Here is a 24,498-nt window from a genome sequence, read left to right on the forward strand (position 1 = left end):
TTTTATCGATATAACTAAAATGTATTTCAATTAGCATGTATTTTAACGAGCTTATATCTTGAACATCGGATAATAGCGCTATACCTTTTGTCGTTGTTTTAGCCAGCGAGGTACGCGAGTGGCAGTACCGTTTAGCACTGCATTCAATAACGCTGCTAGCAAGATAAGTCCGACACCTAGATACTGAATCCAAGATAAAGACTGCTGCAATAACAGTACCGCAAGTGCAATAGCCGTCAATGGCTCAAAAATAGTAAAGACTGATGCACGCGTGGCAGGCAGTTTTTCTAACGCTTTCATATATAGCCCAAATGGGACTACAGTACCTAATAGGGACAGCCCTAGGACATAACCCCAAGTCATTAAAGGAAGATCTAACAGCTGCCCATAAGTACGATAAGTCTCAGGCAGGAGCAGCAATCCGCCTGCACTAATGACGATAGAGGTAAAAAACACCAAGGGAGCAGGGTGAGCGTAATGCATCGCCCGCTTGCCCAATACCCCATATAAGGAATAGCACATCCCAGCTGCCAAGCCGAGTAAAATACCCCAATTGACTTGTGCTTGTTCACCCAGCATCGTCAAACCAACACCAAATACCGCCATTAGTGCTAGCAGTATTGATTTGCGAGTAATCGACTCACTCAGTAAGAACCTTGAAAACAGCAGGCTAAACACAGGTGCGGTATACAGCAGTGCCACCGCAGGACCTGCCCCAACATAACTGACGGCAAAAAAATAACACACTGACATACCAAGCACACCGATCAAAGACTGCATTGCTAGTCCAAGCCATTGCTTGGGTTGTAGTTTGATTAGGTCTGGCCATAGTTTTGGTAGCATAGCTAAGATAATAAATGCTGCCGTCACGATACGTAATATCGTCACCTGCCACCCACTGAATCCAATTTGATTGAGGTAGGTCGAAAATATACCAAGCGTGCCCCAGCAAATTGCTGCGGTAATGATTTGAATAGTGCCTATCCATGACTGATGCGAGTATTGTACCGTCGTTCCGCTGTCAATGTTTGCCATACTGTTGTCTTCTTACGATCTAAATGACACAAAGTTTTGTCAGATTACCAGTGATTTAAACGCTCTGAGCAATACTGAAATAAGAAAAGACAACCTGATTAAAGGCTGTCTTTTGTTGGTTCTCTCAGTTTATCACTAAAAGATAATGAGTAGCTACTAGGAGGAGCCCTAAAATCTAAATGCTTTTAAATTTGGTTGTTTTTAGACGTGATTGCTTTTAAATCCTCTTCATCAATCCATAAAAAATAACTTTGCGCTCGCAGGTTATTTTGTTGAATAAAGCACACTTTTTCGGCTTGAGTCCTTGGTAGATGATCCGCATCAGCACCGCAGTTTTTTGATCGCTGCTTTATCCATTGAATTTGCTCTTTTTTGAGGTCGGCTGCGGTCTGTTTACCATAAAGACGTCGAACCTCCTGCTGCGTAGCGCCATAGCTGCTGTTTAGTGCTTGATCTGATATGTTGTAGCTATCGTCAATTAACGCCGTTTGCGAAACCAATGGCAAATAAGTGGTATTTTCTGTGTAGGTAAAAGTATCGTTATCTGTCGTCCAGTTGCTGGATAAATACAGCTCATTATTTAATGGATCTATAAACCCGTTGAAATCCTCTCCTTCAAAACGATAACCCTGAAATTGGCAAGGCGTAATACCATCGTTACATAAGCTATGCGTAGTTTTGGCAGGATAAAACGTAACTGAGTAGGGTGCGTTATCGAGCTTTTCTCCTAGTTGCTTTGTTTGTAGTAATCGTCCCAGATCAGGCGCGACCAATAGCATATCACTACAGGTCACATGTCCTTCTGAGCAGCCTTTATATAGATTAAGACGCTGACCTTGGATATCCATACCCAAAATAAAGTTTGATTGTATTGGCGTTACTGCCGAGCCTACCGTAGTCACTAAAGCTAGGCTTAAGAACACCATAATACGCTTGAGTGAGCGGTATTTATGAAGGCTTGAGACAGACCTAGCAATAGACATATCGGTTTACACCTGCAATAAAAAATTACTTAGCAAACGCTTAGCACCTTCAGTGGCAAAGGACTCAGGGTGGAATTGTACGCCTTGAATCGGGTAGTTTTTGTGTGCCAGCCCCATAATCTCATCGCCTGTCAACGCAGACTCATCAAAGCTCAACGTCGCGCGTTCGTCATTGGCGACGACTGAGGTAATGGTCAGACAATCTGGAATGGTGTCTGCTTTTACGACGAGTGAGTGATAGCGCATGATCTCAAGCTCTTGCGGTAATCCTTGATAGATGCCTGTGCCATCATGACGAATAGAGGATACTTTGCCGTGCATCGGCACACTGGCGCGTATCACATCACCGCCGAATACATGGGCAATGCCTTGCATACCCAAGCAGACGCCTAGTAGTGGTACTGTCTTGCCCAATGTCTCAATAACTTCCGCACAGATGCCAAAATACGCTGGATCATCAGGCGAACCAGGGCCGGGTGAGATAATGATTCTATCTAAATTCATGGCTTGTACGTCAGCTAGAGTGATCTCGTTATTACGTTTGACAGTGACTTTGGCTTCATTGCTGCCGTCCAAAGTTTGTAAAATCTCGCCGACATACTGATAGAGGTTAAAGGTAAACGAGTCGTAGTTATCGATAATTAAAACATTCATGGGACATAAACTCTTTTGTAAAAATATAACGAGGTAAAATAGGGTCAGTTGGCGCACGATGCTTAGTGCCAATTACGGCTGCATAAAGCTGTCTAATACGACTTTCATCGCAGACAGTTTGCGCTGAATCTCCAGATACTCATCGGCTGGATTTGAGTCATAGACATTGCCACCGCAGGTCTGGGCGTAGGCTGACTCGCCGCTGATAAACAGGCTACGAATAGGAATGGCAAAGATACAATCGCCATTGAAGTTGAATGATCCTAGCGCACCGCCATAAGCACCGCGTCCATCTGGCTCTAGCTCATTGATGACTTTGATGGCCTCTACCTTAGGTGCGCCTGATAGCGTGCCCGCAGGGAAGTTGCTGGCAAGGGCACTAAACATATCCTCATCAGGATGCAAGATACCGACGATCTCAGAGGAGATATGCTGCACGTGCGAGAAGCGTTTGATATCCATGAGACTACGGACTTTTACCGTACCAAATCGCGCCACACGGCCGATATCATTGCGGTGCAAGTCGACCAGCATGTTGTGCTCGGCAATTTCTTTGTCATCGTTGAGTAGGGCGCGGGCAAGCTTACGGTCTTCTATTACATCGACGCCGCGCTTAGCCGTCCCTGCTAGTGGGTAAGTCTCCATCTCGCCTTGACGCAAGCGGAACAGCAGCTCAGGCGACGCGCCAATGATGCACTGTTGCGCAAATTTCATAAAATACATGTGCGGTGATGGATTGACCGCACGCAGTTTTTCGTAGATAGGCATCTTGTCACCAGCGATACGATATTTGGATTTGAACCCAACTTCACACTGAAAGATACGGCCAGAGATGATGTCTTCTTTGACTTGCATGACGACGTTGGCATGTTCTTCTTGGCTCATACCATCGCCCAAGAACTCAACGGTAGGCGCTTCATAATTTGGAATCGGGTCATTAAGTAGCGCTTTGATCTGTTCGATACGGTTGTTTTGCTGCGCAGTTGGATAATAAAAGTAGAAAATCTCGCCTGTCATCTTATCAAGCGTCAATCCATCTAGATACACACCAAACTTAAACGGCTCAAAGTCTTCACTGGCTTTTGCCGTCAGGCTTGGCTCAAAAAAGTTCACACAGTCATAACCCAAATAACCGACAAGTCCGCCGCTCTGATCACGGGCAATAACATGTTGCGGCGTGATGGCGCGTAGTAGCTCATAAGGGTTTTCGGTTTGGTAATGGCGTGTTTCAGTGGTTTTGTTATCAGTGATAGCAAGCGTATGGCGGTCTAACGCTGCGATGGTAGTCACAGGGTCGAAGCCGATCGCATGATGGCGCGAAATATGACTGTCTTCACCCAACGATTCGAGCAAATAACAGGTATTAAACGAGCTCTCGATACGTTTGAATAACGCAAAAAAGTCAATATCCTGTGTGAGCTTAATGCGCTGTGGTTTGCTAGGGATATCGATAGGTGCAGGCTGGGTCTGTGCAAGTGTACTAGAAGTCATAACAAAGTCCGAAATTCATCAAATAGGTGTCGATTAGGCAATTAATAAAGTAGTTATTAAGAAGGTAGTTAGTAAAAGAGTAGCAAATGCGCTATATAGTGGTTTAAGAGCGCGCTCTATGAGTAGCAAGTAACGCGCTTACATCATGGCTTTGCATGGCTCTAGCACCGCGAGAGACCGTGGCAATACCAACGCCCAGTTGCTCAGAGATATCACGTTGTGTAACGCCTTGCTCGAGCAAGTCAAAAATACGAATACGATTGGCAATATCGTGTTGCTCTTTATTTGTCAGTAGCGCACTCAATAGCTTATCGATGTCTTTGCTATCAGTACTGTTTGTCAAATGGGTTAGTAAGCTCTGATAAGGATCGGTAGTCATAGTAGTCATCTTAAAAAAAGGAGACAGCACATTCGTCAAGCAGCTATTCTGCAAAGAACTGCCTTGTTTCAGTATTCTAGTACAGTAGTACAAGAAAAACAAGGGCTAGGTGACCTACTATTGTCTATCGATATGATCTGTCATTCATCAATACAGTCTTGAGCTGTTCTTCGCTGTCATATGTCATCAGAACCAAGCAATGAAGGCTGAACAATCAAAGCCAAGTGAGTATGAGTGAGCATAGAGTTGAATAGTGACTCGAGCTGTTGATACCGCTGTGCTAACCGATATAGAAACCTCACATCTTAGGTTTACCCTTAGCCAATGTCATTCATGTAAATTCTGCACATTAATTATTGCCAAATTGTTAATACTTCGTTATTATGCCCCACATAATTAAATGCTAATCATTATCATTAACATTAATGATGTTATTCGCATATCAGCTTGAATATATAAAAGAAGATGTAGTTTAAAGGGTAGTGTCATAAGAGACCGTTTATCGACGGCTTAAAAATTCTAATAGTAAATAAAGTGAGTGTGTTATGCGTGAAGTAAGGTTATCTAGCCCATTGACTGTGCTATCTGTAGGCGTGGCAGCGGTATTGTGGACACAAGCGGCCAGCGCCGCTACGGCAGATGATATGCCAAATACCACACTACAGACCATTACAGTGACAGCCAACAGCTCGGTACGCGATAGTGTGCAAGAGGACTCTGTTTATATAGATGACTATACCCCAGCTGCTCAAGCAAGCCATTTGAGTGATTTTTTAGATGTGGTACCAGGAGTAGATGTAGGCGGTACCTCATCGGTCAATCAGCGCATACGTGTGCGTGGTCTTGATGATACCAATCTGAAAGTCACTATCGATGGTGCCCGTCAAGAGGGTGCGCTGTTCTACCATATGGGCGATGTCACTATCGATCCAGACTTGCTCAAGCAAGCAGAAGTGTCAGTAGGTAATAACTCAGTAACGCTTGGCAACGATGCCATCGGCGGCGCGGTTGCTTTTGAAACCGTCGATGCAGCAGATCTACTCAAGCCTGGTCAAACAGTAGGCGCCAAAATCCACGCAGGCTATGGCAGTAATAACGATGAGCTGTTGACCTCGGCGACCGTCTATGGCGCCCCAACAGAAAACATCGACTTACTTGCTTATTATGGCAAGCGTGATGCCAATGCTGGCGAAGATGGTAGCGGCCGCAAAATTCAAACCGAAGACAGCGAAGGCGAAAACATTCTTCTAAAAGCAGGCGCATATGTTGGTCAGGATCATCATGCGGGTGCTAGCTTTAGCCGTACCGAAAACAAAGGGCTATTCCCATTACGTCCAGATTTCCCTGCTGGCGGTTGGAACCCAATCCTGCCGCAAGAAGTCAAACGCGACACTTACGCGCTGGATCATACTTATAATCCTGCCAATCAATTGGTTGATATAGACACTAATGTCTATCAGACCAGCACGCAGATCTTGCGTAACTCTGATGGCGAGCCTGGGTTCGAGTTTGATGCAGAGGTCAAAACCACTGGCGGAAAAGTACAAAACACCAGTATTGTCGATAGCAGCATCATTGATGGTATCAAAGGCACTCATAAGCTAATCGCAGGTGTTGAGCATTACAAAAAAGAATCTAAGATGTCACGAGACTTTGCGGATGCTAGTACCGATGAAGCAACCAATACATCGGTATACTTAGAAGACCAATGGCAAATCGGCAAACTTAGCTTAACGCCAGGCGTTCGTTACGACCGCTACGAGTCTCCTGAGTTTGTATCGGCAGGCAAGACTTATGACAATGTCGTTGGCGCGCTAGCGGCCAGTTATGAGATTGCACCACGCACCCAGCTATTTGCAAGCTATACCCAGTTGTTTAATGGTCCAGACCTGAGCCAAACGATTTTCAATACTGATGGTGCTGGCACCTATGTCAATGATGATCTAAAAGCAGAAGAAGGCGACAATGCCGAAGTTGGTATCGCAACGACTTTGCGTGGTCTAACGACAGCAAATGATTCGTTAAAATTAAGCGGTAAGTACTTTGAAACCAATATCGAAAACTACATCGAGTTTGTACGTGCTGGTGGTAGCAGAACTGGTCTGAACTGTACGACGGGACAGTTGGGTACGAGCGCTGCTCCTGAGCTGTGTCAAGGCGTTATTAATAACGACGAAGATTTCAAAATCAAAGGCGTGGAGCTGTCAGCGGATTATAGAGTAGATAACTTCAATATGGGTCTAAGCTATGCGCGTGCACGTAGCGAGGGTGAGGATACGGGTTATAACATCGCTTCAGTGAGCGGTAGTGGCTCTGAGTCTGGTGACAAGTACATGGTCAACCTTGGCTATGCACCCACTGAGACTACTGAGCTTGGCTGGCGCAGCACTTACGTCGCCTCAGTGACGCCGAACACCGCGGGCGATGACAACGAAAAACCAAACTATGACGTGCATGATATCTTTATGAGCTATACACCAACTCAAGTTGAAGGCTTAAAAGCCACGCTTGGGGTATACAATATCTTTGATGAGACCTATGCCAGCCATGCATCACGTAACTCTATAGATGATGACTATACTGACTTTGAGATGGGACGCAACATCAAAACCTCATTAACGTATCAGTTCTAATCTCACTTATCTGGTTTAATTTAATATAAATCTAATCGTATCAATAGAGTCAGCTGTCTACATATGGGAGCTGACTTTTTATTGTGGATAGGTTTTAAATTATCACAACAGCGATGACGTATGCGCTAATGAGCACTCGCTGATAAGTGTCTACTGACAAATGCTCATTGATAAGTACCTACTAAAATATTATATGAATAAAGAACAAAAACTCATGACTTCACTCAATCCGCGCCAAGTCTGTTTATGGATTCACCGTTATACTGGGCTTGCTATGGCAGCCTTTTTGATCATTGCCAGCATCACTGGGACATTACTGGCGTTTCATCATGAGCTTGATGATGTATTCAATCGCAAGCTGGTCAGTATCGACGCCCAAAAGTCACCGCTTCTGTCTATCGCAGCGCTACATGATAAGGTTGTAGCGAGCTACCCCGCACAAAAATTCTCCAGTATGCCCACATCTATAGAACCCGATAAGGCAGTTGTGTTTTCGGTCGATAGGAGCCGAGGCAGGAGCGGCAATAAACCAAAACCAGCATTCCAAGAAGTATATATTAACCCCTATACTAGCGATATCATTGGCACGCGTGACAAAGACGCGTGGGCATGGAACAACACCATGTGGAAGGTGTTTTGGTTACACCGCGACTTACTGCTTGGTGATATTGGTAAATGGGTATTAGGTATTGTCTCATTGGTCTGGACGATTAACTGCTTTATTGGCTTTTATCTGACCTTTCCACGAGCCATCAAACCATCCAAAAACAAGCAGCCTTCTCACAAAAAACGGGCATCATTCTTTAAGCGTTGGTTACCTGCTTGGAAGATTCGTCGCAAGACCAATACCTTTAAGCTCAATTATGATTTGCACCATGCTTTTGGATTATGGCTTTGGGTCATGTTGTTCGTCATCGCATGGTCGAGCGTCGGCTTTAATCTAAAATCCGTCTATCAACCAGTTATGCAAGCCGTGGTCGGGCTAACACCAAGAGAGGGCCGACCTACCAAATCTGAACCGAACAAACCAGCGGAGCAGCAGGGTAGAACAGAGAGAGCGGCAAATTCGCATACGCCTGTCAGCAATAGTACAAATGACGCGCATATAAGCACGCAAGTTGTCGGCAAGTCCAATAGCATTGCCTACTTAAGCACGCAAGCCGAGATTGCTGCTAAGCAGAACGGCGTATTTGTACAGCAGCTATTAGGTATCCGCTGGGTTGAAGAAGACAAACAATGGCAAATGCGCTTTAAAACAAATAAGGATATTGGTGAAAAAGGTGGGGCATCATCTATCACGGTTGATGCCGCGACAAGCAGGGTTGAGCGCGTCAATTTTGGGTATCAAACTACCTTTGGTACTAAGGCAGACCAATGGTTATCTACCTTGCATATGGGGCATATCGGTCAAGGCTGGGGACATAGACTGTACCAAGTATTCTTAGCGATGATTGGACTGGCCGTTGCAGTACTGTCAGGGACAGGCGTCTATCTGTGGTGGAAAGGTCGACAACAGCGTTTAAAGGCATTGCAAAAAAGTAGATAGTGGTTATCACTGAGATGTAAGGTCAGTACGTTTGATAGGCTAAATATAATACCGATACAGATGTAGCGGTAGGCGTACTGACAGGGTATCGAGCCGTCTGATTACTGATCAATCAACTACTAGTCTCTAAACTGTATCGACAATCACGGGGCGTCCTTGATGGCTTAGGACCGTAACATCGACGTTGTACAGATCTTTCATTGTCTCTTGGGTAATGACCTCAGCAGGACGACCTATAGCAGTCACTTGACCTGATTTCATCGTAACCACCGTATCGGCAAACTGCGCCGCTTGGTTGATATCATGCAGGACGATCACCACGGTTTTTTGCTGAGAATGACTAAGTGTGCGCAGCTCACGCATGAGGCGACCAGCATGATACATATCTAGGTTGTTGAGTGGTTCATCAAGCAGTAAATAGGGTGTTTCTTGACAGACAATCATGGCAATGAGTACGCGCTGCCGCTGTCCACCTGATAGCGTTGACAAAAAACGCTCGGCAAGGGGTTCAAGCTCAAAGCGTTCGAGGATCTCTTGGACTTTTTGCACATCGTCTGCGGTTGGTTGTCCTTGATGATAAGGGTAACGACCAAACATCAACAGCTCGTGTACGCGTAGGCGTCCTTGTACTTGATTGTCTTGTCCGAGCATGGCGACGGTCTTGGCAAGCGTACGCGCCTGACAACTGGCAATATCATGCTCGCCAAAGCTTACTTGTCCAGCCTGTAGTGGTTGCAAGCGCGCCATCACCGAAAACAATGTCGATTTGCCCGCACCGTTAGGGCCAATCAACGCAATGACCTGCGCAGTAGGTAAGGACAGCGTGATGTCATGTAGGATTTGCTGCTTACCAATATGGTGAGAGATGTTATTTAGTCGAATCATAATGCGTCTTATCTCAAAAAGGTCTTGTATGAGCTTTAAATAATAATGCTGGCTAATCGATCAGGACGTACGGCGCTGAGACATAAATATCAATGCCAAGAACATCAAGCCACCTGCCAGTTCTATGACGACGGACAATACGCCTGCCATGTCTAGCACTTGCTCAAAAATAGTCTGCCCTAGTACCAAGCAAATCATAGCAACCAAGCTCACCAATATCAGCCGCTCACTATGATACATATGACGAGCCATACGATTGGTCAATGCGCAAACCAGTAGCCCAAAGAAAGTCACTGGACCGACCAATGCGGTGGCAGTAGCGACCAATACGGCAATGATGGTTAATAAACCAAATGCCAGACGTTGATAATTAATACCAAGATTGATGGCTTGCGACTGACCGAGCATCAGGACATCGCACTGATAGCGCCAGCGCCAGACAAATACTGCCGTGATGGCACAGATAATCAGGCTAATGCCAAGCAGTTGTGGATTGACCGTGTTGAACTGAGCATAGCTTGCAGACTGCACGACTATAAAGTCATCTGGATTTATGAGTCGTGCAATAAGCGCTGATAAACTGCGAAACAACACGCCAAAGATAACGCCCACCAGTATCAAGCGCGTCAAATCCTGACTGCTCTTAGAAAATAGCAGCTTAAATAATAACAAAGACGCCCCAAACATTAGGACAATCTCTAGCGTGAATTTAGCGATAGGGTCAAAACTGGTAAAGCTAATCGCACCCAAAAAGAACACTAGCAAGCTTTGCAGCAGCACATAAAGTGAGTCAAACCCAAGTAAAGAAGGCGTCAAAATAGGATTGTGGGTCAATGTCTGGAACAGCAAGGTTGATACGCCAATGGCATAGCCAACCACCATCAATGCCAACAGTTTCTTGCCCCGTAGTGGTAGCGCAAAATCCCAGTAGCCATTGACATTTAACGTCAAAAATAAAGTTATGGAGATCAGTAGGGTGACAGCTGCTATAGACTTTGGATGTGCCGCTATGAATTCCCAAAATTTTGCCAACTGACCTTGTGCAGCGGCTGAATACTGTCCGTTTGCTAAAGATGAATTATCTATCGCGGCGCTAGTTTTGGTAGCATCAGTCTTGGTGGAAGTAAGCTTAGTCGATGAGAACATAAAAAATCCTATGGTGCCAAGCCTATCTAGTAATAAAAAAATGAGCAATGGTCATTCAGCTTTTAAGGCGTTGAACACTGAGTATTCAATCCGCTATCGCTCAGATGGCGCACGTAATAACAGCCACAAAAACAGCACCGTACCCACCACGCCAAAGACCGTGGCGACAGGGACTTCAAATGGATAGCGAATAGAGCGACCGATAATATCGCACAGCAATACCGCTGAAGCACCGAGTAGGGCAACGGCTGGCAAGCTGCGACGTAATTTATCACCCATCAGACGGCTGACGATGTTGGGTACAATTAAGCCAATAAAAGGAATCATACCGACCGTCACGACGACAACAGCGCTCATCATCGCGACCATTCCCACGCCGATCCATGTGACCTGCCGCTTACTGATACCCAGGTTCAGCGCGATATTGTCGCCTAGACCGATGATGGTTAGTTTGTCTGCGATGATATAAGCGAGCACACACAGACCGCCTGTCAGCCATAGCAGCTCATAGCGACCTGCCAGTACGCCTGAAAAATCTCCAAACTGCCACACACTGAGCATCTGTAGCGATTCGGTTTGGTAGGCAATGAATGTCGTCACAGCCTCGATAATGCCACCAAAGACAATCCCAATCAGCGGAATCATCAAAAAATCAGTCGGCGGTATACGATGAATCAGTAGCATAAAAAGCATCATGCCGACTACAGCGGCAATAGTCGCCACGCCCATTTTTATGATGAGTGCACTGGCAGGAAATAGCAGACTGACCACCAACAATCCAAGCGCCGCACTTTGGGTGGCACCAACCATAGATGGCTCTACAAAACGGTTCTTTAGGACCACCTGTATGATCATCCCAGCCACTGCCATCGCAACACCAGTCAAGATAATCGCAATGGTGCGTGGTATACGGCTGACCATCAGTAGTGAGCTGTCGGAGTTGGCACTATGGCTAATGATGCTTTGCAAAATACCTGACCACGAAAAGTCTGCCACCCCGATAGATAAACTTAACAACACCAAAAGCCCCATAATAATGAGGCTTGCGGTATTTATTAACCATGGTGGTATGGCAGCACGTCGAGCTTCTGTGCCTAGGTTGTGGCTGGCACTTCTTCGCCAAGATGATGTTGGCAAAGAAGTGTTAGGTTTGAGCCTAGCGTGAGTACGGTGTGAAAATAACGACATAATCTCTACTGGCTAAAAAATAAAAGATCATTACAGTGACTATGCTTAGTGATTGTGATTAGTGACTGTCTGAACAGGGACGGCTGACTAAAAACGAAAGTCTAATTAACCGTTATTTGGCGCTAGCAAAAGCACCTTTAATAGTGGTCAGATCTTGCATCCATTGATAGTAGCCACCAAATGCAAGGTAAGAGTCTGGGCTGAGATAGACTACCTGCTGCTTGCTCCACGCATTGGTTTGGGCGACCAATGGATTGTCCAATACGGCTTTGGCACCAATACCGTCTTCGCCGATTGCCGCACTGCGGTCGATGACAAACAACCAATCTGGATTGGCCTTTTGTAAATATTCAAAAGATATTGGCTGACCATGAGGCGCATCAGCAATTTGGTTATCTGCCATTGGTACACCCAGTACAGTATGGATAAAGCCATAGCGAGACTTGTCGCCATAAGCTGACATCTTGTTGCCATTAACCATAACGACCAGACCAGTACCTTTGTTTTCTTCGGTGAGGCTATTAGTCTCGTCGATGAGGTCATCTATGTTTTGTTGTAGTGTGGCTGCCTTATCGCTTTTACCAAACAAAGCTCCCAAGTCATGTAGGCGCTGCTTACTAGACTCATAGATATTGGCTGTATCAATACTCATATCCAACGTCGGTGCGATGCTGGATAACTCATCGTATTTTTCTGCCATACGTGAGCCAACCAAAATGGCTTGCGGGCGCATCGCATTCAATGCTTCAAGATCTGGCTCAAACACCGTACCAACTGATTTTGGTTCAGGCTGCGTGTCGGAGTGTAGGTTATCCAAAAGCATCCCGCCAGGCATCCCGTCAACAGCCACATCTAATGCTGCCAAATCTTGCATCAACGTCATGTCATACACGACGAGTGGTGATGGGTTGATGGGCATCTCGACATCGCCTTTTACGGTATTTACCGTAATCTTTTCGGCAGAGACCGCATCATTACTGGCGACATTTGATGATTCATCAGCCGTCTGGTTGGCAGTGTTGGCATCGGCTGGCTCAGAATCGTTCGCTTCGTTTGAGCTACAACCTGTCACGCCGATAGTCGCGACTAAAGCGGTTATCATAGCTGTCAACAATGGACGTTTAAAAAGAGGGCTGGTAGGGCGTGTTGATAGTGAACTAATAGACATAATGGACTCGGTATATCAGATGTTTGGATGATCTTTTTAGAAGATAACGTCAAGTATTAGACCATAACAATATATGACAATAAAAATGACAAGAATCGACTGGGTATAGGTATGCCAATAGGATGTCTGCTCCTATCGATATTTAATTTTTCGGCTTATTTTGTTCTTAGCGAATTATGTTCTTATAAATAGGGCATTGCTATACCCCTTTTTTACGAAAATATATGGATAATAAAACAGCCGTTATGATAAATTAATTGAGACTCATTATCAATAAAAATGATAATGGTTTTTATTACCAATAAATGATTGTCTAAAGAATAGGTAGCTGCCCAAAAAGTGAGCTGCTAATGTCACGTTCCGATAGGGGTATTTGCTTACTCAAGGTTGGATATAACTGCAGTACATGGTCAAAGTAAATGCTTCAGTCAATTATAGGACGGCGTGTAGAGAGCTTAATGGATATGGCTCTGAGGAGAAAATATTGTAAATTATTATTGATAATAATTATCGTTTGCATTATTATCTACGCCATTCCGTCTTGGACAATAAATATTAGGCTGTTATGAGTTCAACAGAGTTAGACGCGCCGCCAATCAGATCGATACTGTTAGCCATCATCACAGTGGTAGGGTTACACCTGCTGACAGCATTTGCATTGGTAACCATAAAAACGCCTACAATAAAACCTGAGCCAGAAACAGAGACACCACCTGTTGAAATTCAGTTTGTGACGTTACCTACCAAAAGTGCAGCGCCCAAAGCTGAAGTATTGCCACAAGAAGTCAGCGTCCAAAAACCAGCGCAACCAACAGTAGAACCGCAGTCTACAACACCGCCTAAAACTGAGACGCCGCCCAAACAGCGTGTCGAGACACCCATAGAACCTGTTGTGAAAAAGAAAGCACCTGAAGCGGTGCCTGTTATTGCAACAGAGCAGAATGCTCCTGACAGCAGTCAAAAACCTCTGCCAGAACAAGCAGTGCCAAAAAAGACAAGCCCAGAACCGATAGTTGATACGTCAGCTGCTGATGAACGTCGCAAAGAAGCTGCCGCTCAAGCAAAAAAATCCGCTCAAGACGCTGAAGCAAAAGCGGCTGGAATCGAAAAGGCTAAACTCAAAGAAGCTGAGCTCAAAGCCGCGAGAGCTGCCCAAGAAGCCAGAAGCATTGCAAATGCCAAAGCCGCTGCACAAGCAAAAGCTGCTAAAGATGCAGCAGAGGCGGCTGCACGAGCGAAAGCCGAGGCAGAAGCTGCAGCTCAGAGTAATGAGCCAGTGAGCTTTACTGCTAGCGCGGCCAATTGGGCGTCTGCACCAAACTTTAGTTTTCCTGAGCGTGCGGCACGTCGCGCCCGATCAGGGGATACACTAAACGTGGTTCTAGTATTGCGAGTCAATAAGCAAGGCGGGATAGACAGTGTTAGCGTTGCTCAGTCATCAGGTAACTCACTGCTAGATCGAGAAGCCCAGCGTCAGGTACGTTCTGGCAAGTTCAAACCCTTTACCAAGAATGGTGTACCGGTCGTGGGTAATGTAACCTTGCCGATCAGCTACGCGGTTCCTTGATGGTTTATATTTTATAACAACGTATTTATTGATAATCTTTCATAATAAGACTAAACATGATACTTATCTCAGTAGCATGTGCTTGCATTACACATTAAGGAGTCTGACATGGACTTTATGCAATACTGGCAAATCAGCGACATGGTGACAAAAACATTGTTCTTTTTGTTGCTTGCGTTATCTATTCTCTCTTGGGTGACGGGTATCGTACGTGTGCTGCAAAGCCGCAAATTGGCAAACAGTGTGGCAGACGACTTGAGCCAACAGTTGCAAGCTAGGCAAGCTGACTTGGTCGGCTCTGATTCGGCGGCTCGACGTTTGATTACTGAGCAGACACTGCTCAAGCACATAGGCCGCTACCGGTTTGCGAGCGAGCGCGGTTTACCTATTCTTGGTACCACGGCCGCCATCGCACCATTTATTGGACTGTTTGGGACTGTGTGGGGTATTTTCCACGCGTTGCATAATATCGGTATGAGTGGACAAGCAGGTCTAGGACAAGTAGCAGGGCCTGTTGGTGAGGCACTGATTATGACAGGTCTAGGTATCGCCGTCGCCATTCCAGCTGTCGTTTTTTATAACGTAGCGGTACGGATCAATCGCCGCATCATGTACCAAGCCAACGATAGAGCACATGACCTACTGGCAGTATCTACTGATAATAATGCTGGCGTAACATCAGTACAAGCCGCAAAAACCAGTCGCTCAAATACGCTTGAGACAACCGCGAAGCCTCAGCAAACGAGTCATTACAACAGTTCAGTTCCGGAACAGCTATAAGCCAGAGCAGCTATAAGAAGTATTGAAATACGGGATAGAGATGTGAGAGCAGCGCAGTATTTGGGCATAAAGCAAAAATACCAAACAGCGAATAAGTACGGCGCAGCCTTTTAGTAGTATGAAAATAAACACAAGTATTGAGAGTAACTATGGCATTTCAATTGGGTGATGATGACGTACGCAGCATGGATGAGATGAACCTCATTCCGCTCATCGATATCATGCTGGTATTGATGATTATCTTTTTATTGACCGCAACTGTGCTGAACCCGACGGTGCCTTTGGACTTGCCAAAAACCAGTGCTGAGGTAAGTCAGACCCCGCCAGAAGCCATTCAGATCAGTATTGATAAGGATGCAGGGCTATTTTGGGACAGTGATCCCATCAGTATGGAAGCGCTAGAGATGCGTCTACAACAGCAAGGCGCAACAGATGAGGATATTCCAGTACAGCTGCGTGCAGATAAAGAAGGCAAATACGATACGGTCGCTCAAGTCTTGGCAGCGGCAAGTAACGCTGGACTGACCAAAATTGCTTTCGTCAATGAATAGTCTTGGTGCTCAATAGTGGCAGGTAGGAAGTAGACACTATACTTATAAGGGCTATTATGCTCACAAAAGCTATAGCTATTTGTGAATCATAGTTGTGGCTCATGATGTCTATAAGGCGCAATATCTATAAAACAATGTCGATAATAAAGTGCCGTATCGATGCCGAAGTGTTTAGTGACAAATCACATAGCTATAGCAAAAAGCGGGCTAGATAGAACAAAAAGCCAATCAGTAGAACGACCATAACCGCAATAAAAAGAACAATTAAAATAATAAGTTTTTCTCCAACCTCATTGACGACTTAAACCTCAAATTAAGTCATCAGTGAGGTTTTCTTTTTACTAGCCATTTACCAGCCATAACCAAATGGGCGATAGCCGTAGCCGAAGACCCCATGTCCATAGCCAAATGGGTAAGGCGATCGCAAGTAGTCTAGATCGCGCTGACGAATATAGTAGTAGCGCCCTTGAGAATAAGCCTCTTCTAATTTCTCGATACCCTCTAGTGGACAGACAGGCTGCCAATCATAGCCTTCGCGGCCAATCTTATAGGCGTTTAGCTCGGTACAGTAGTTTTTGAGCCCTTGCTGTCGTCCTTGTTCCCACTGTATGCGGTTGGGGCTAGCGCCGCCTACGCTAGCGCAGCTGTTGGTATAGTGACCGAAGTGAGCACCTGAGCGCCCTTGTAGACCGTCAGCAAAACCAACGTCCTGCCAGTTACTGCTTTGACATTGTTGGAGCGTCAGGTTTTGGGTGGTGGCACAGCCCGATAGTGTTAGTACAACGGCACCGAACAATGACAGGCTCATACCCGTTTTGCTCATAAGTTTACTGGTCAGCTTGCGAGCGTTACTAGCATTAGAAGCGCTCGATGCGTTCGACTTGATAAGATAATTCATAATAAACCTGCGCGCGTTTAAAATTATGGTTTATCATAGCACTTTTTTGCGCCGACCACGTTTCGTATCTGGTTTTTGTATAGGACTATGATACGTATATCTACGTATGCTAAATAGTTGATTTAACAGTGTAATTAATGAATAGGTAGTGAGGTGTGACGCTGTCTGTTGCGCCATGGATGAGCTACTATGCTTGATTTTTCAGGGTTTGGGCTCATTATAAGCCTTGCTATATCGTTATCTGTTATTCGGTATTGAGCAGGTAAGATAATATTGTCTTGCTTATGCGTTAGCTATTTATAAGACAGTGGTGTTCAGGCTGAGCATAGCTAGCAGTGGTTATACTTATATTATTTAGCTTCACTTTTATTTAGTCAAAAGGTCAGAGCCTCATGGGAACATTGATTGGTATTGTCATTGTACTATTCGTATTAGGGAGTATGATGGCGCTCAAACCGAACGGTATCGATCAGCGTTTGGATAAGCTGCGTATGACCGCGCGCCGGTTAGAGTTAAACCCAAAGCTCGTTACTTGTCCTGATTGGATAAAGGGGAAGGATAATGAGTATGGTCGCGGTATGCTTGGGCAGTATTGCCTGATATTAGAAGAGACCAAGCTGCCGCACACCCGTTATCAAGTGATTGATGGGCAGTGGCGACCAGACAGTAGCTTTGTCGATACCAGTACTGATGACAAGATACTAACTATTCCAAGTGCTATTCGTTCTACTCAAAGCAAGAAAGTAACGGTCAGTAAGACCAATTTTAGTCTGGACAAAGCGTCATTAGACTTGCCAGTAAGTATTGAGCCGTTTGTTAAAGGGTTATTGACCAAAGCAAATAGTATTGTCATCTATTGGGAAGATATTGCGTATGTGCGTCCATCATCCAATCCTGCGTACCAGCAAAAAATGATTGAGGCAGATCTGTTAGTGCTCAAAGCAAACCTAGAGAAATGGGCATTACAAATGCAGCAGCAGTCATAAACCTAGTAAAGCATTTGTTTGTCTCCATTAAGAGCAATATATATGCGATTCGTCATATTCAATTTATTTAAAGTTGACATTTTGACGCTTAGCAGTGTAACGTCTTTATAACTATATCTTTATTTTATGGTTATAATTTGTTTTATAACCTTTTTTATTAGCAGCACTTATTACTATAAATCGCTGAACCATAGCAAAACTATGAGTATCCGCTTCCATAAATCGCCGTGCTGCTAAATTTACTTTTAATCTACTTATATTATGGTGTCGTCAAATATGGCAAAAACCACAACCAAAAAAGCCGCAGCATCGACTGCTGATAGCCCAAAAGGCAAGTCTTTGGTGATCGTAGAATCACCAGCCAAGGCAAAAACGATCAATAAATACCTTGGTAATGACTTTGTCGTACGTTCAAGTATCGGTCACGTCCGCGATTTGCCAGTCAGTGCAAGTAAGAGTGCAAAGAAAGCGACAACTGCCAAAAAAGATGACAGTCTGACGAAAGAAGAAAAAGCACAGCAAGCGCTGGTACGTCGTATGGGCGTAGACCCAGAGCACGACTGGGCAGCTGTCTATGAAGTCCTGCCGAATAAGACCAAAGTCATTAAAGAGCTCAAAGCACTCGCCAAAGACGCTGACAAAATCTATCTGGCAACGGATATGGATAGAGAAGGGGAAGCGATTGCTTGGCATCTAAAAGAAGTCATCGGCGGTGCTGATAGCAAATACCAGCGAGTGGTGTTTAATGAGATTACTAAATCTGCCATCCAAAATGCCTTTAAACAACCATCGAAGCTCGATATCGATCGTGTCAATGCGCAGCAAGCGCGCAGGTTCTTAGACCGTGTGGTTGGCTTTATGGTATCACCACTGTTATGGCAAAAGATTGCTCGCGGACTATCAGCAGGTCGTGTACAGTCAGTCGCCATGCGTTTGGTTGTTGAGCGTGAGCATGAGATTCGTGCGTTCATTCCAGAAGAGTACTGGCAGATTCATGCGGATACGCATATTGCTAATGACAAAGCCAAAAAAACCTCAGACGCTGAACAAATCGGCATACGCTTAGAGGCTACCAAGCAAAGCGGCAAAACCCTAAAGCTTGGCAATAAAGAGCAGACCGATAAAATCTTAGAGATACTCAAAGCCAGTGACTTTATTGTCAAAGAGCGTGAAGAGAAGCCAACGCAATCGCGTCCAAGCGCGCCTTTTATCACCTCAACTTTGCAGCAAGCCGCCAGTACGCGTTTGGGATTCTCTGTCAAAAAGACCATGATTTTGGCGCAGCGTCTGTATGAAGCGGGGCATATTACTTATATGCGTACCGACTCGACATTCTTGTCTGGTGATGCACTTGCTGCGGTCCGCGGTCATATCGAAGACAGCTATGGCGCAAAGTATGTGCCAGAAAAGCCAAACTTCTATGGCAACAAGCAAGGCGCACAAGAGGCCCATGAAGCGATTCGTCCCTCTAACGTCAACATGAAATCAACGCAGCTAAAAGGCGTGGAGCGTGATGCTATTCGTCTATATGAGCTGATCTGGCGTCAGTTTGTGGCGTGTCAGATGTTGCCTGCCAAATATCTATCAGTGAACCTATTTGTTGGTGCCGATGACGTCGAGCTAAAAGCCCGTGGTCGTACCATGGTGTTTGATGGCTATACAAGAGTGATGCCACCAGCCAAGACTGACGATACCCTATTGCCTGATGTCAAAAAAGGCGATAAGTTAAACCTAGATAAACTAGATCCAAGTCAGCACTTTACCAAGCCTGCGCCTCGCTATACTGAAGCGAGTCTGGTCAAGGAGCTTGAGAAAAAAGGTATTGGCCGTCCATCGACCTATGCCTCAATCATCTCAACCATTCAAGATCGCGGTTATGTAAAACTTGAGAATAAGCGCCTGTTTGCCGAAAAAATGGGTGATATCGTCACGGATAGGTTGACGGCTAGCTTCCCAGACTTAATGGACTATACCTTTACTGCGGCGTTAGAAGACAAGCTCGATCATGTGGCAGAAGGTGATCAAGATTGGAAAGATGTGCTCGATAATTTCTATGGCGAGTTCAAAACAACGCTTGAGCGCGCCAAAGAAAAAGACGGTATGCGTCCAAATGATCCAACTGATGTGCCAGATGTTCACTGTGATATTTGTGATCGTCCGATGCAGCTGCGTACAGGTTCAACTGGTGTATTCTTAGGCTGTACGGGCTACAACTTGCCGCCAAAAGAGCGCTGTAAAGGCACCAAAAACTTGATGCCTGTTGAAGCGTTTGCCAACTTGGATGATCCAGAAGGTGATGATGAAGCGGCAGAAGTTAAAGATTTGATGGAGAAAAAACGCTGTCCAAAATGCGGCACAGCGATGAATGGTTATATTGTCGATGGCGGTCTCAAACTACATATCTGCGGTAACAATCCTGATTGCGATGGCTATATCTTAGAAGAAGGTAAATTTGAAGTACCCGGCTCAGATGCGCCAACCATCGACTGTAACAAGTGTGATGGGCAAATGGAGCTAAAGACAGGTCGCTTTGGTCCTTACTTTGCTTGTCAGAATTGCGATAACACACGCAAGGTACTAAAGACAGGCGAAGCTGCGCCGCCGCGTATGGATCCAATCCATCTCCCAGAACTGAAATCAACCAAGCATGATGATTACTTCATCTTGCGTGAAGGAGCGGCTGGCATGTTCCTTGCGGCTTCTAAGTTCCCAAAAGTGCGTGAGACCCGCGCACCAAAGCTTGCTGAGCTACGCGATGTTAAAGATAAAATGGAAGACAAGTTCCAGTATCTGTTCGCAGGGCCAGATGAAGATCCAGATGGCAATCCAACTATTTTGCGTTGGTCACGTAAGAAAAAAGAGCAGTATATCGGCTCTGAAAAGAATGGCAAAGCCACACGCTGGGGTGTGTACTGGCGTAAAGGTGAATGGGTAGAAGAATAAGTTTTTCTATTGAGCATAAAAAAACCTCTTAGATGCTAAGAGGTTTTTTTATGCTATCCATAATAGCTTAAATGTAGATGCTATTAGTTCTTTTCGATAATACCACAAGCAACGCGATCGCCTGCATCACCTGCTGGTTGGCTGGTGTAGTCATCAGTACCAGCATGAACGATAAAGGCTAAGCGATTGACACTATATTTACCTGCTTCATCAGCAGTGATCTTTTTATTCACATAGTTAATAGTAGCCACGCCGTCTTCACTGGCTGTCAAGTTAGGTAAGTCACCTGCGTGACCATTCATATCATCTGGATTAGAGTGTGGGTTGTTGTCAGGGTTGAAGTGACCACCTGCCGCTTTACCCATGTCGGCACAGCTGCCTGTTTCATGAATATGGAGCGCGACTGTTTGGCCTGGCTGTAAGTTCATTAACTTACCATAGACCTGTACACCGCCATCGACTGGACGTAGAAAAACTTGGCCGACTTCTTTTTTGTCACCGCTTACTGTGTTGATGGTTGATTTTAGGGTAGGCTGCGCCAAAGGGTTACCCGTTTGCATTTGGCTTTGTACCGTTTGGCAACCAGTCATCGCCAACGCTGATCCGCATAGTAGGGCACTTGCTAGCATTGTCTTATTCATTATTATCTCCGATTGTTTTATTCATTATTGTAATTATCGTCATTATAGCTGTCGTCAAAGTCACAAATATTCAGAACTGTTTTTGTATTAAAACAGGTATCAATATTCGTTAACAACAGGGTCAGTATAGCTAAGCGATGCTCGTAGTTATTCATCAAATGCGCAACAATCAGTTAATATATGTAAGTTTCGTATGGGTTTACAAAACCAGATGGTACAAAAAACCTATGAAATCAATTGAACAACAAAATGCATTTGACTACTCAAAAAACACGAGTTGGCAATGAATAAGCTATTAGTAAACGAACGGCTAATAAGCATAAAAAAGCCGCCCATCATTGTGATGAGCGGCTTTTTACTTTTTCGAGTTAACTAACAAATACGCAATTAGTTATGTAGCGCTTTACCTGAGGTTTTATCAACCGTTACTTTTGCAGGCTTCAGTGGCTTTGGCATACTGACCAAGGCAACCTTTAATATCTCTTCAATCGTCGCAACTGGCTGAATGGTTAAGCCTTCTTTCACGTTATCAGGGATATCAGCCAGATCACGCTCATTGGTCGCTGGGATCAAGACATGCTTGATACCGCCGCGATGCGCTGCCAGTAGCTTCTCTTTGAGACCACCGATACGCAGTATTTTGCCGCGCAAGGTGATCTCACCTGTCATCGCGATGTCTGGACGAATGGCGATACCCGTCAAGGCAGATACGAGTGCCGTCGTCAATGCACCACCAGCAGAGGGCCCGTCTTTTGGTGTGGCACCTTCTGGCATGTGCACATGGATATCTGTGGTTTTGACTGTCTCATAGTCAATGCCAAGACTGTCACCGCGAGCACGCACCACACTCATCGCCGCACGAATCGACTCTTTCATCACATCCCCTAGTGAACCGGTAAAGCTAAGTTCGCCTTTACCCTTCATAGCGACCGCTTCAATAGTGAGCAGCTCACCACCAACCTGTGTCCACGCCAGACCAGTGATACGACCGATCTCAGGCTCTTCTTCTGCTAGGCCGTAGTCATACTGATGCACGCCTAGATAGTCATCAATGTTCTTGTCATCAACTGTGACGAGCTGACGTTCCGCTTTTTTCGGAGCACGTGCGCCGTGGTTTTCAACTGAACCGCGAACTACTTTGCGGCAGATTTTATTGACTTCGCGCTCAAGGTTACGCACACCTGCTTCACGGGTATAGCGCTGAACGATGCTGTGCAGTGCGGCTTCGACAATCTCAATTTCGCCTTCTTTGAGACCGTTATTCTTAATAGCTTTTGGCACAAGGTACTTCTGTGCAATATTGACTTTTTCTTCTTCGGTATAGCCGGGTAGACGAATCACTTCCATACGGTCAAGTAGCGCAGGTGGAATATCCATGCTGTTGGCAGTACAGATGAACATCACTTGTGACAGATCTAGGTCCATATCTAAATAATGGTCGTTAAAGGTGTCGTTTTGTGATGGATCCAATACTTCAAGCAATGCTGATGCTGGATCACCGCGGAAGTCTTGCGCCATCTTATCGATTTCATCCAACAAGAATAGCGGGTTTTTGACTTCTACTTTGGCCAATGACTGGACGATTTTACCTGGCATCGCACCGATATAGGTGCGGCGATGACCACGAATCTCGGCTTCATCACGGACGCCGCCAAGCGCCATACGCACAAACTTACGTCCCGTTGCACGAGCAATTGACTCACCCAATGAGGTTTTACCGACACCTGGAGGACCGACGAGGCATAGAATCGGACCACGCAGTTTTTTCACGCGTGATTGTACGGCGAGGTACTCCAAGATACGGTCTTTCACATCTTTTAGACCATAATGATCTTCGTCCAAGACGGTTTTGGCTTTATCTAAATTAATAGACACTTTGGTCGTCGCATTCCACGGCGTATCTAAGATCCACTCAATATAGTTGCGTACGACTGATGACTCGCTTGATGCAGGCGGCATCATTTTGAGCTTTTTGAACTCTTGCTCTGCTTTTTTGCGTACATCGTCTGGTAGATCAGCATCTTCGAGACGTTGCTCTAGCTCAGCCACGTCATCTTCACCATCGAACGCACCGTCATTCATATCTGACAGCTCGTTTTTGATGGCTTTCATCTTCTCGTTCAAGAAGTATTCGCGCTGATTGTCTTCCATCTGCTGGCGCACAGCATCTTGGATATCTTGTTCGATATTTTGCTCAGCACTTTGCTTGACCAGGTATTCCGTCAAAGTGTTGATGTGTGTTTTGATATCGTTTTCTTCTAAGAACGACTGCTTGATATCAAGATCCATCGACACGCGAGTTGAGATGAAATACACCAGCTCAAGCAAGTCATCAATACGCTTGGCGACGCGAGTCAGCTCACGGGCATTACGCAAACGCGCATCTGCATAGCTTTCAAACAGGGTAGTCAACGCTTGGATGGTATTTTTCTGTTGGCTCTCATCCATGCTGATATCAAGATCAGCACGCTCAAATCTTGCCATCAATAACTCGTCATGGCCCTCTATGTTGTCGACACGGGCGCGATATTGACCTTCGATCAGTACTTTAATGCAGTTCTCATCGCTATCGTGCGGCATAGTGCTGACGATACGGCACACCGTACCGTATTGATACAAGTTGTCTTGATCGATGTCTTCGGTCAGTGAGTCTTTTTGGGCGACGACCAGTACCTTATTGCCATACTCAGCTTGTGCCAGCTCAACAGCTTTTACAGACGGCGCACGTCCTACAAACAAGGCAATCTGCATGTGCGGATAGACGACGACATCGCGTAATGCCAGTAGTGGCAGATAGCTTTCGTCTTGATCATCGTTTGCTTTGTTGTCAGTATCAGTAAGCGTACTGTCATCAAGATCAGTATCTTTGGCATCAGTCGTTACAGCTTCTCGCGTGTCAGTTGACGAGGTATCTGCCTCGTTGTTTTCTACGTCAGTCGTTGAAACGTCAACATCAATGTCGATATTGTCTTGGGTTATTTTATGTTCACTCATATATTCTTCCTCGTTCCCCAGACTTGTAAA

At 45.3% G+C, this 24,498-nt stretch carries 19 protein-coding genes; 7 read left to right on the forward strand and 12 right to left on the reverse strand.

What is annotated here, in order from left to right; translation table 11 throughout:
- Nucleotides 1–78 precede the first annotated feature (78 nt).
- From AC5JP1_RS00255 to AC5JP1_RS00275, 5 genes are all read right to left on the reverse strand, one after another.
- Nucleotides 79–1,035: a DMT family transporter gene (locus tag AC5JP1_RS00255; RefSeq protein WP_493842675.1), complete on the reverse strand. Its 957-nt coding sequence runs from the start codon at nucleotides 1,033–1,035 to the stop codon at nucleotides 79–81.
- A 185-nt stretch (nucleotides 1,036–1,220) separates the two neighbouring features.
- Complete coding sequence (locus AC5JP1_RS00260) at nucleotides 1,221–2,018, reverse strand: lysozyme inhibitor LprI family protein (RefSeq protein ID WP_493842676.1); 798 nt, start codon at nucleotides 2,016–2,018, stop codon at nucleotides 1,221–1,223.
- 6 nt (nucleotides 2,019–2,024) lie between these two features.
- Complete coding sequence (locus AC5JP1_RS00265) at nucleotides 2,025–2,672, reverse strand: anthranilate synthase component II (protein WP_493842677.1); 648 nt, start codon at nucleotides 2,670–2,672, stop codon at nucleotides 2,025–2,027.
- A gap of 72 nt (nucleotides 2,673–2,744) precedes the next feature.
- Nucleotides 2,745–4,163, reverse strand: a complete 1,419-nt coding sequence (locus AC5JP1_RS00270; RefSeq protein WP_493842678.1) for an anthranilate synthase component I family protein — start codon at nucleotides 4,161–4,163, stop codon at nucleotides 2,745–2,747.
- Between the two features lie 103 nt (nucleotides 4,164–4,266).
- Nucleotides 4,267–4,542, reverse strand: coding sequence for a Trp family transcriptional regulator (locus tag AC5JP1_RS00275; protein WP_493842679.1), 276 nt, complete (start codon nucleotides 4,540–4,542; stop codon nucleotides 4,267–4,269).
- A 545-nt stretch (nucleotides 4,543–5,087) separates the two neighbouring features.
- Between AC5JP1_RS00275 and AC5JP1_RS00280 the strand changes: the two genes are divergently transcribed.
- Nucleotides 5,088–7,175 carry a TonB-dependent receptor domain-containing protein gene (locus AC5JP1_RS00280; RefSeq protein ID WP_493842680.1) on the forward strand — a complete coding sequence of 696 codons (2,088 nt, stop codon included), beginning with the start codon at nucleotides 5,088–5,090 and terminating at the stop codon, nucleotides 7,173–7,175.
- A gap of 214 nt (nucleotides 7,176–7,389) precedes the next feature.
- The gene (locus AC5JP1_RS00285) at nucleotides 7,390–8,721 is read left to right on the forward strand and encodes a PepSY-associated TM helix domain-containing protein (RefSeq protein WP_493842681.1); all 1,332 of its coding nucleotides are present in this window, start codon (nucleotides 7,390–7,392) and stop codon (nucleotides 8,719–8,721) included.
- Between the two features lie 126 nt (nucleotides 8,722–8,847).
- Here the strand turns inward: AC5JP1_RS00285 and AC5JP1_RS00290 are convergent, their stop codons facing one another.
- The 4 genes from AC5JP1_RS00290 to AC5JP1_RS00305 form a co-directional block, all read right to left on the reverse strand.
- Nucleotides 8,848–9,606, reverse strand: coding sequence for an iron ABC transporter ATP-binding protein (locus tag AC5JP1_RS00290; protein WP_493842682.1), 759 nt, complete (start codon nucleotides 9,604–9,606; stop codon nucleotides 8,848–8,850).
- Between the two features lie 60 nt (nucleotides 9,607–9,666).
- On the reverse strand, nucleotides 9,667–10,752 hold the full coding sequence (locus AC5JP1_RS00295; protein ID WP_493842683.1) for an iron chelate uptake ABC transporter family permease subunit: 1,086 nt from the start codon (nucleotides 10,750–10,752) through the stop codon (nucleotides 9,667–9,669).
- A 93-nt stretch (nucleotides 10,753–10,845) separates the two neighbouring features.
- The gene (locus AC5JP1_RS00300; RefSeq protein ID WP_493842684.1) at nucleotides 10,846–11,940 is read right to left on the reverse strand and encodes an ABC transporter permease; all 1,095 of its coding nucleotides are present in this window, start codon (nucleotides 11,938–11,940) and stop codon (nucleotides 10,846–10,848) included.
- 112 nt (nucleotides 11,941–12,052) lie between these two features.
- On the reverse strand, nucleotides 12,053–13,108 hold the full coding sequence (locus AC5JP1_RS00305) for a siderophore ABC transporter substrate-binding protein (protein WP_493842685.1): 1,056 nt from the start codon (nucleotides 13,106–13,108) through the stop codon (nucleotides 12,053–12,055).
- Between the two features lie 565 nt (nucleotides 13,109–13,673).
- On the opposite strand from AC5JP1_RS00305, the gene AC5JP1_RS00310 reads away from it, so the two are divergent.
- The 3 genes from AC5JP1_RS00310 (at nucleotide 13,674) to AC5JP1_RS00320 (ending at nucleotide 16,006) form a co-directional block, all read left to right on the forward strand.
- Entirely contained in the window at nucleotides 13,674–14,675 is a 1,002-nt protein-coding gene (locus tag AC5JP1_RS00310; RefSeq protein WP_493842686.1) for an energy transducer TonB, read from the forward strand.
- Between the two features lie 108 nt (nucleotides 14,676–14,783).
- Nucleotides 14,784–15,455 carry a MotA/TolQ/ExbB proton channel family protein gene (locus tag AC5JP1_RS00315; RefSeq protein ID WP_493842687.1) on the forward strand — a complete coding sequence of 224 codons (672 nt, stop codon included), beginning with the start codon at nucleotides 14,784–14,786 and terminating at the stop codon, nucleotides 15,453–15,455.
- Between the two features lie 149 nt (nucleotides 15,456–15,604).
- Entirely contained in the window at nucleotides 15,605–16,006 is a 402-nt protein-coding gene (locus tag AC5JP1_RS00320; protein WP_493842688.1) for an ExbD/TolR family protein, read from the forward strand.
- Between the two features lie 349 nt (nucleotides 16,007–16,355).
- On the opposite strand, the gene AC5JP1_RS00325 is transcribed toward AC5JP1_RS00320, so the two are convergent.
- Nucleotides 16,356–16,904: a DUF2799 domain-containing protein gene (locus AC5JP1_RS00325; RefSeq protein WP_493842689.1), complete on the reverse strand. Its 549-nt coding sequence runs from the start codon at nucleotides 16,902–16,904 to the stop codon at nucleotides 16,356–16,358.
- A 392-nt stretch (nucleotides 16,905–17,296) separates the two neighbouring features.
- Between AC5JP1_RS00325 and AC5JP1_RS00330 the strand changes: the two genes are divergently transcribed.
- Together AC5JP1_RS00330 and topA are read left to right on the forward strand one after the other, a co-directional pair.
- Nucleotides 17,297–17,890, forward strand: coding sequence for a hypothetical protein (locus tag AC5JP1_RS00330; protein ID WP_493842690.1), 594 nt, complete (start codon nucleotides 17,297–17,299; stop codon nucleotides 17,888–17,890).
- A 276-nt stretch (nucleotides 17,891–18,166) separates the two neighbouring features.
- Nucleotides 18,167–20,833 carry a type I DNA topoisomerase gene (gene topA, locus AC5JP1_RS00335; RefSeq protein WP_493842691.1) on the forward strand — a complete coding sequence of 889 codons (2,667 nt, stop codon included), beginning with the start codon at nucleotides 18,167–18,169 and terminating at the stop codon, nucleotides 20,831–20,833.
- Nucleotides 20,834–20,916: 83 nt separating this feature from the next.
- Here topA and AC5JP1_RS00340 read toward each other — a convergent pair whose 3' ends face one another.
- A complete protein-coding gene (locus tag AC5JP1_RS00340) occupies nucleotides 20,917–21,474 on the reverse strand; it encodes a superoxide dismutase family protein (protein ID WP_493842692.1) in 558 nt (185 codons plus the stop codon).
- Nucleotides 21,475–21,861: 387 nt separating this feature from the next.
- Nucleotides 21,862–24,468, reverse strand: coding sequence for an endopeptidase La (gene lon, locus AC5JP1_RS00345; RefSeq protein ID WP_493842693.1), 2,607 nt, complete (start codon nucleotides 24,466–24,468; stop codon nucleotides 21,862–21,864).
- Nucleotides 24,469–24,498: the final 30 nt, after the last annotated feature.

It is taken from the genome of Psychrobacter sp. H29, from assembly GCF_059073055.1.

Bases quoted from the DNA above. Each gene is read 5' to 3' on its own strand.
- AC5JP1_RS00300 (WP_493842684.1), bottom strand. From the start codon at position 11,940: ATGTCGTTATTTTCACACCGTACTCACGCTAGGCTCAAACCTAACACT.
- AC5JP1_RS00305 (WP_493842685.1), bottom strand. From the start codon at position 13,108: ATGTCTATTAGTTCACTATCAACACGCCCTACCAGCCCTCTTTTTAAA.
- AC5JP1_RS00280 (WP_493842680.1), top strand. From the start codon at position 5,088: ATGCGTGAAGTAAGGTTATCTAGCCCATTGACTGTGCTATCTGTAGGC.
- AC5JP1_RS00285 (WP_493842681.1), top strand. From the start codon at position 7,390: ATGACTTCACTCAATCCGCGCCAAGTCTGTTTATGGATTCACCGTTAT.
- AC5JP1_RS00270 (WP_493842678.1), bottom strand. From the start codon at position 4,163: ATGACTTCTAGTACACTTGCACAGACCCAGCCTGCACCTATCGATATC.
- AC5JP1_RS00295 (WP_493842683.1), bottom strand. From the start codon at position 10,752: ATGTTCTCATCGACTAAGCTTACTTCCACCAAGACTGATGCTACCAAA.
- AC5JP1_RS00325 (WP_493842689.1), bottom strand. From the start codon at position 16,904: ATGAATTATCTTATCAAGTCGAACGCATCGAGCGCTTCTAATGCTAGT.
- topA (WP_493842691.1), top strand. From the start codon at position 18,167: ATGGCAAAAACCACAACCAAAAAAGCCGCAGCATCGACTGCTGATAGC.
- AC5JP1_RS00275 (WP_493842679.1), bottom strand. From the start codon at position 4,542: ATGACTACCGATCCTTATCAGAGCTTACTAACCCATTTGACAAACAGT.
- AC5JP1_RS00315 (WP_493842687.1), top strand. From the start codon at position 14,784: ATGGACTTTATGCAATACTGGCAAATCAGCGACATGGTGACAAAAACA.
- AC5JP1_RS00340 (WP_493842692.1), bottom strand. From the start codon at position 21,474: ATGAATAAGACAATGCTAGCAAGTGCCCTACTATGCGGATCAGCGTTG.
- AC5JP1_RS00310 (WP_493842686.1), top strand. From the start codon at position 13,674: ATGAGTTCAACAGAGTTAGACGCGCCGCCAATCAGATCGATACTGTTA.
- AC5JP1_RS00260 (WP_493842676.1), bottom strand. From the start codon at position 2,018: ATGTCTATTGCTAGGTCTGTCTCAAGCCTTCATAAATACCGCTCACTC.
- lon (WP_493842693.1), bottom strand. From the start codon at position 24,468: ATGAGTGAACATAAAATAACCCAAGACAATATCGACATTGATGTTGAC.
- AC5JP1_RS00290 (WP_493842682.1), bottom strand. From the start codon at position 9,606: ATGATTCGACTAAATAACATCTCTCACCATATTGGTAAGCAGCAAATC.
- AC5JP1_RS00265 (WP_493842677.1), bottom strand. From the start codon at position 2,672: ATGAATGTTTTAATTATCGATAACTACGACTCGTTTACCTTTAACCTC.
- AC5JP1_RS00255 (WP_493842675.1), bottom strand. From the start codon at position 1,035: ATGGCAAACATTGACAGCGGAACGACGGTACAATACTCGCATCAGTCA.
- AC5JP1_RS00330 (WP_493842690.1), top strand. From the start codon at position 17,297: ATGGGAACATTGATTGGTATTGTCATTGTACTATTCGTATTAGGGAGT.
- AC5JP1_RS00320 (WP_493842688.1), top strand. From the start codon at position 15,605: ATGGCATTTCAATTGGGTGATGATGACGTACGCAGCATGGATGAGATG.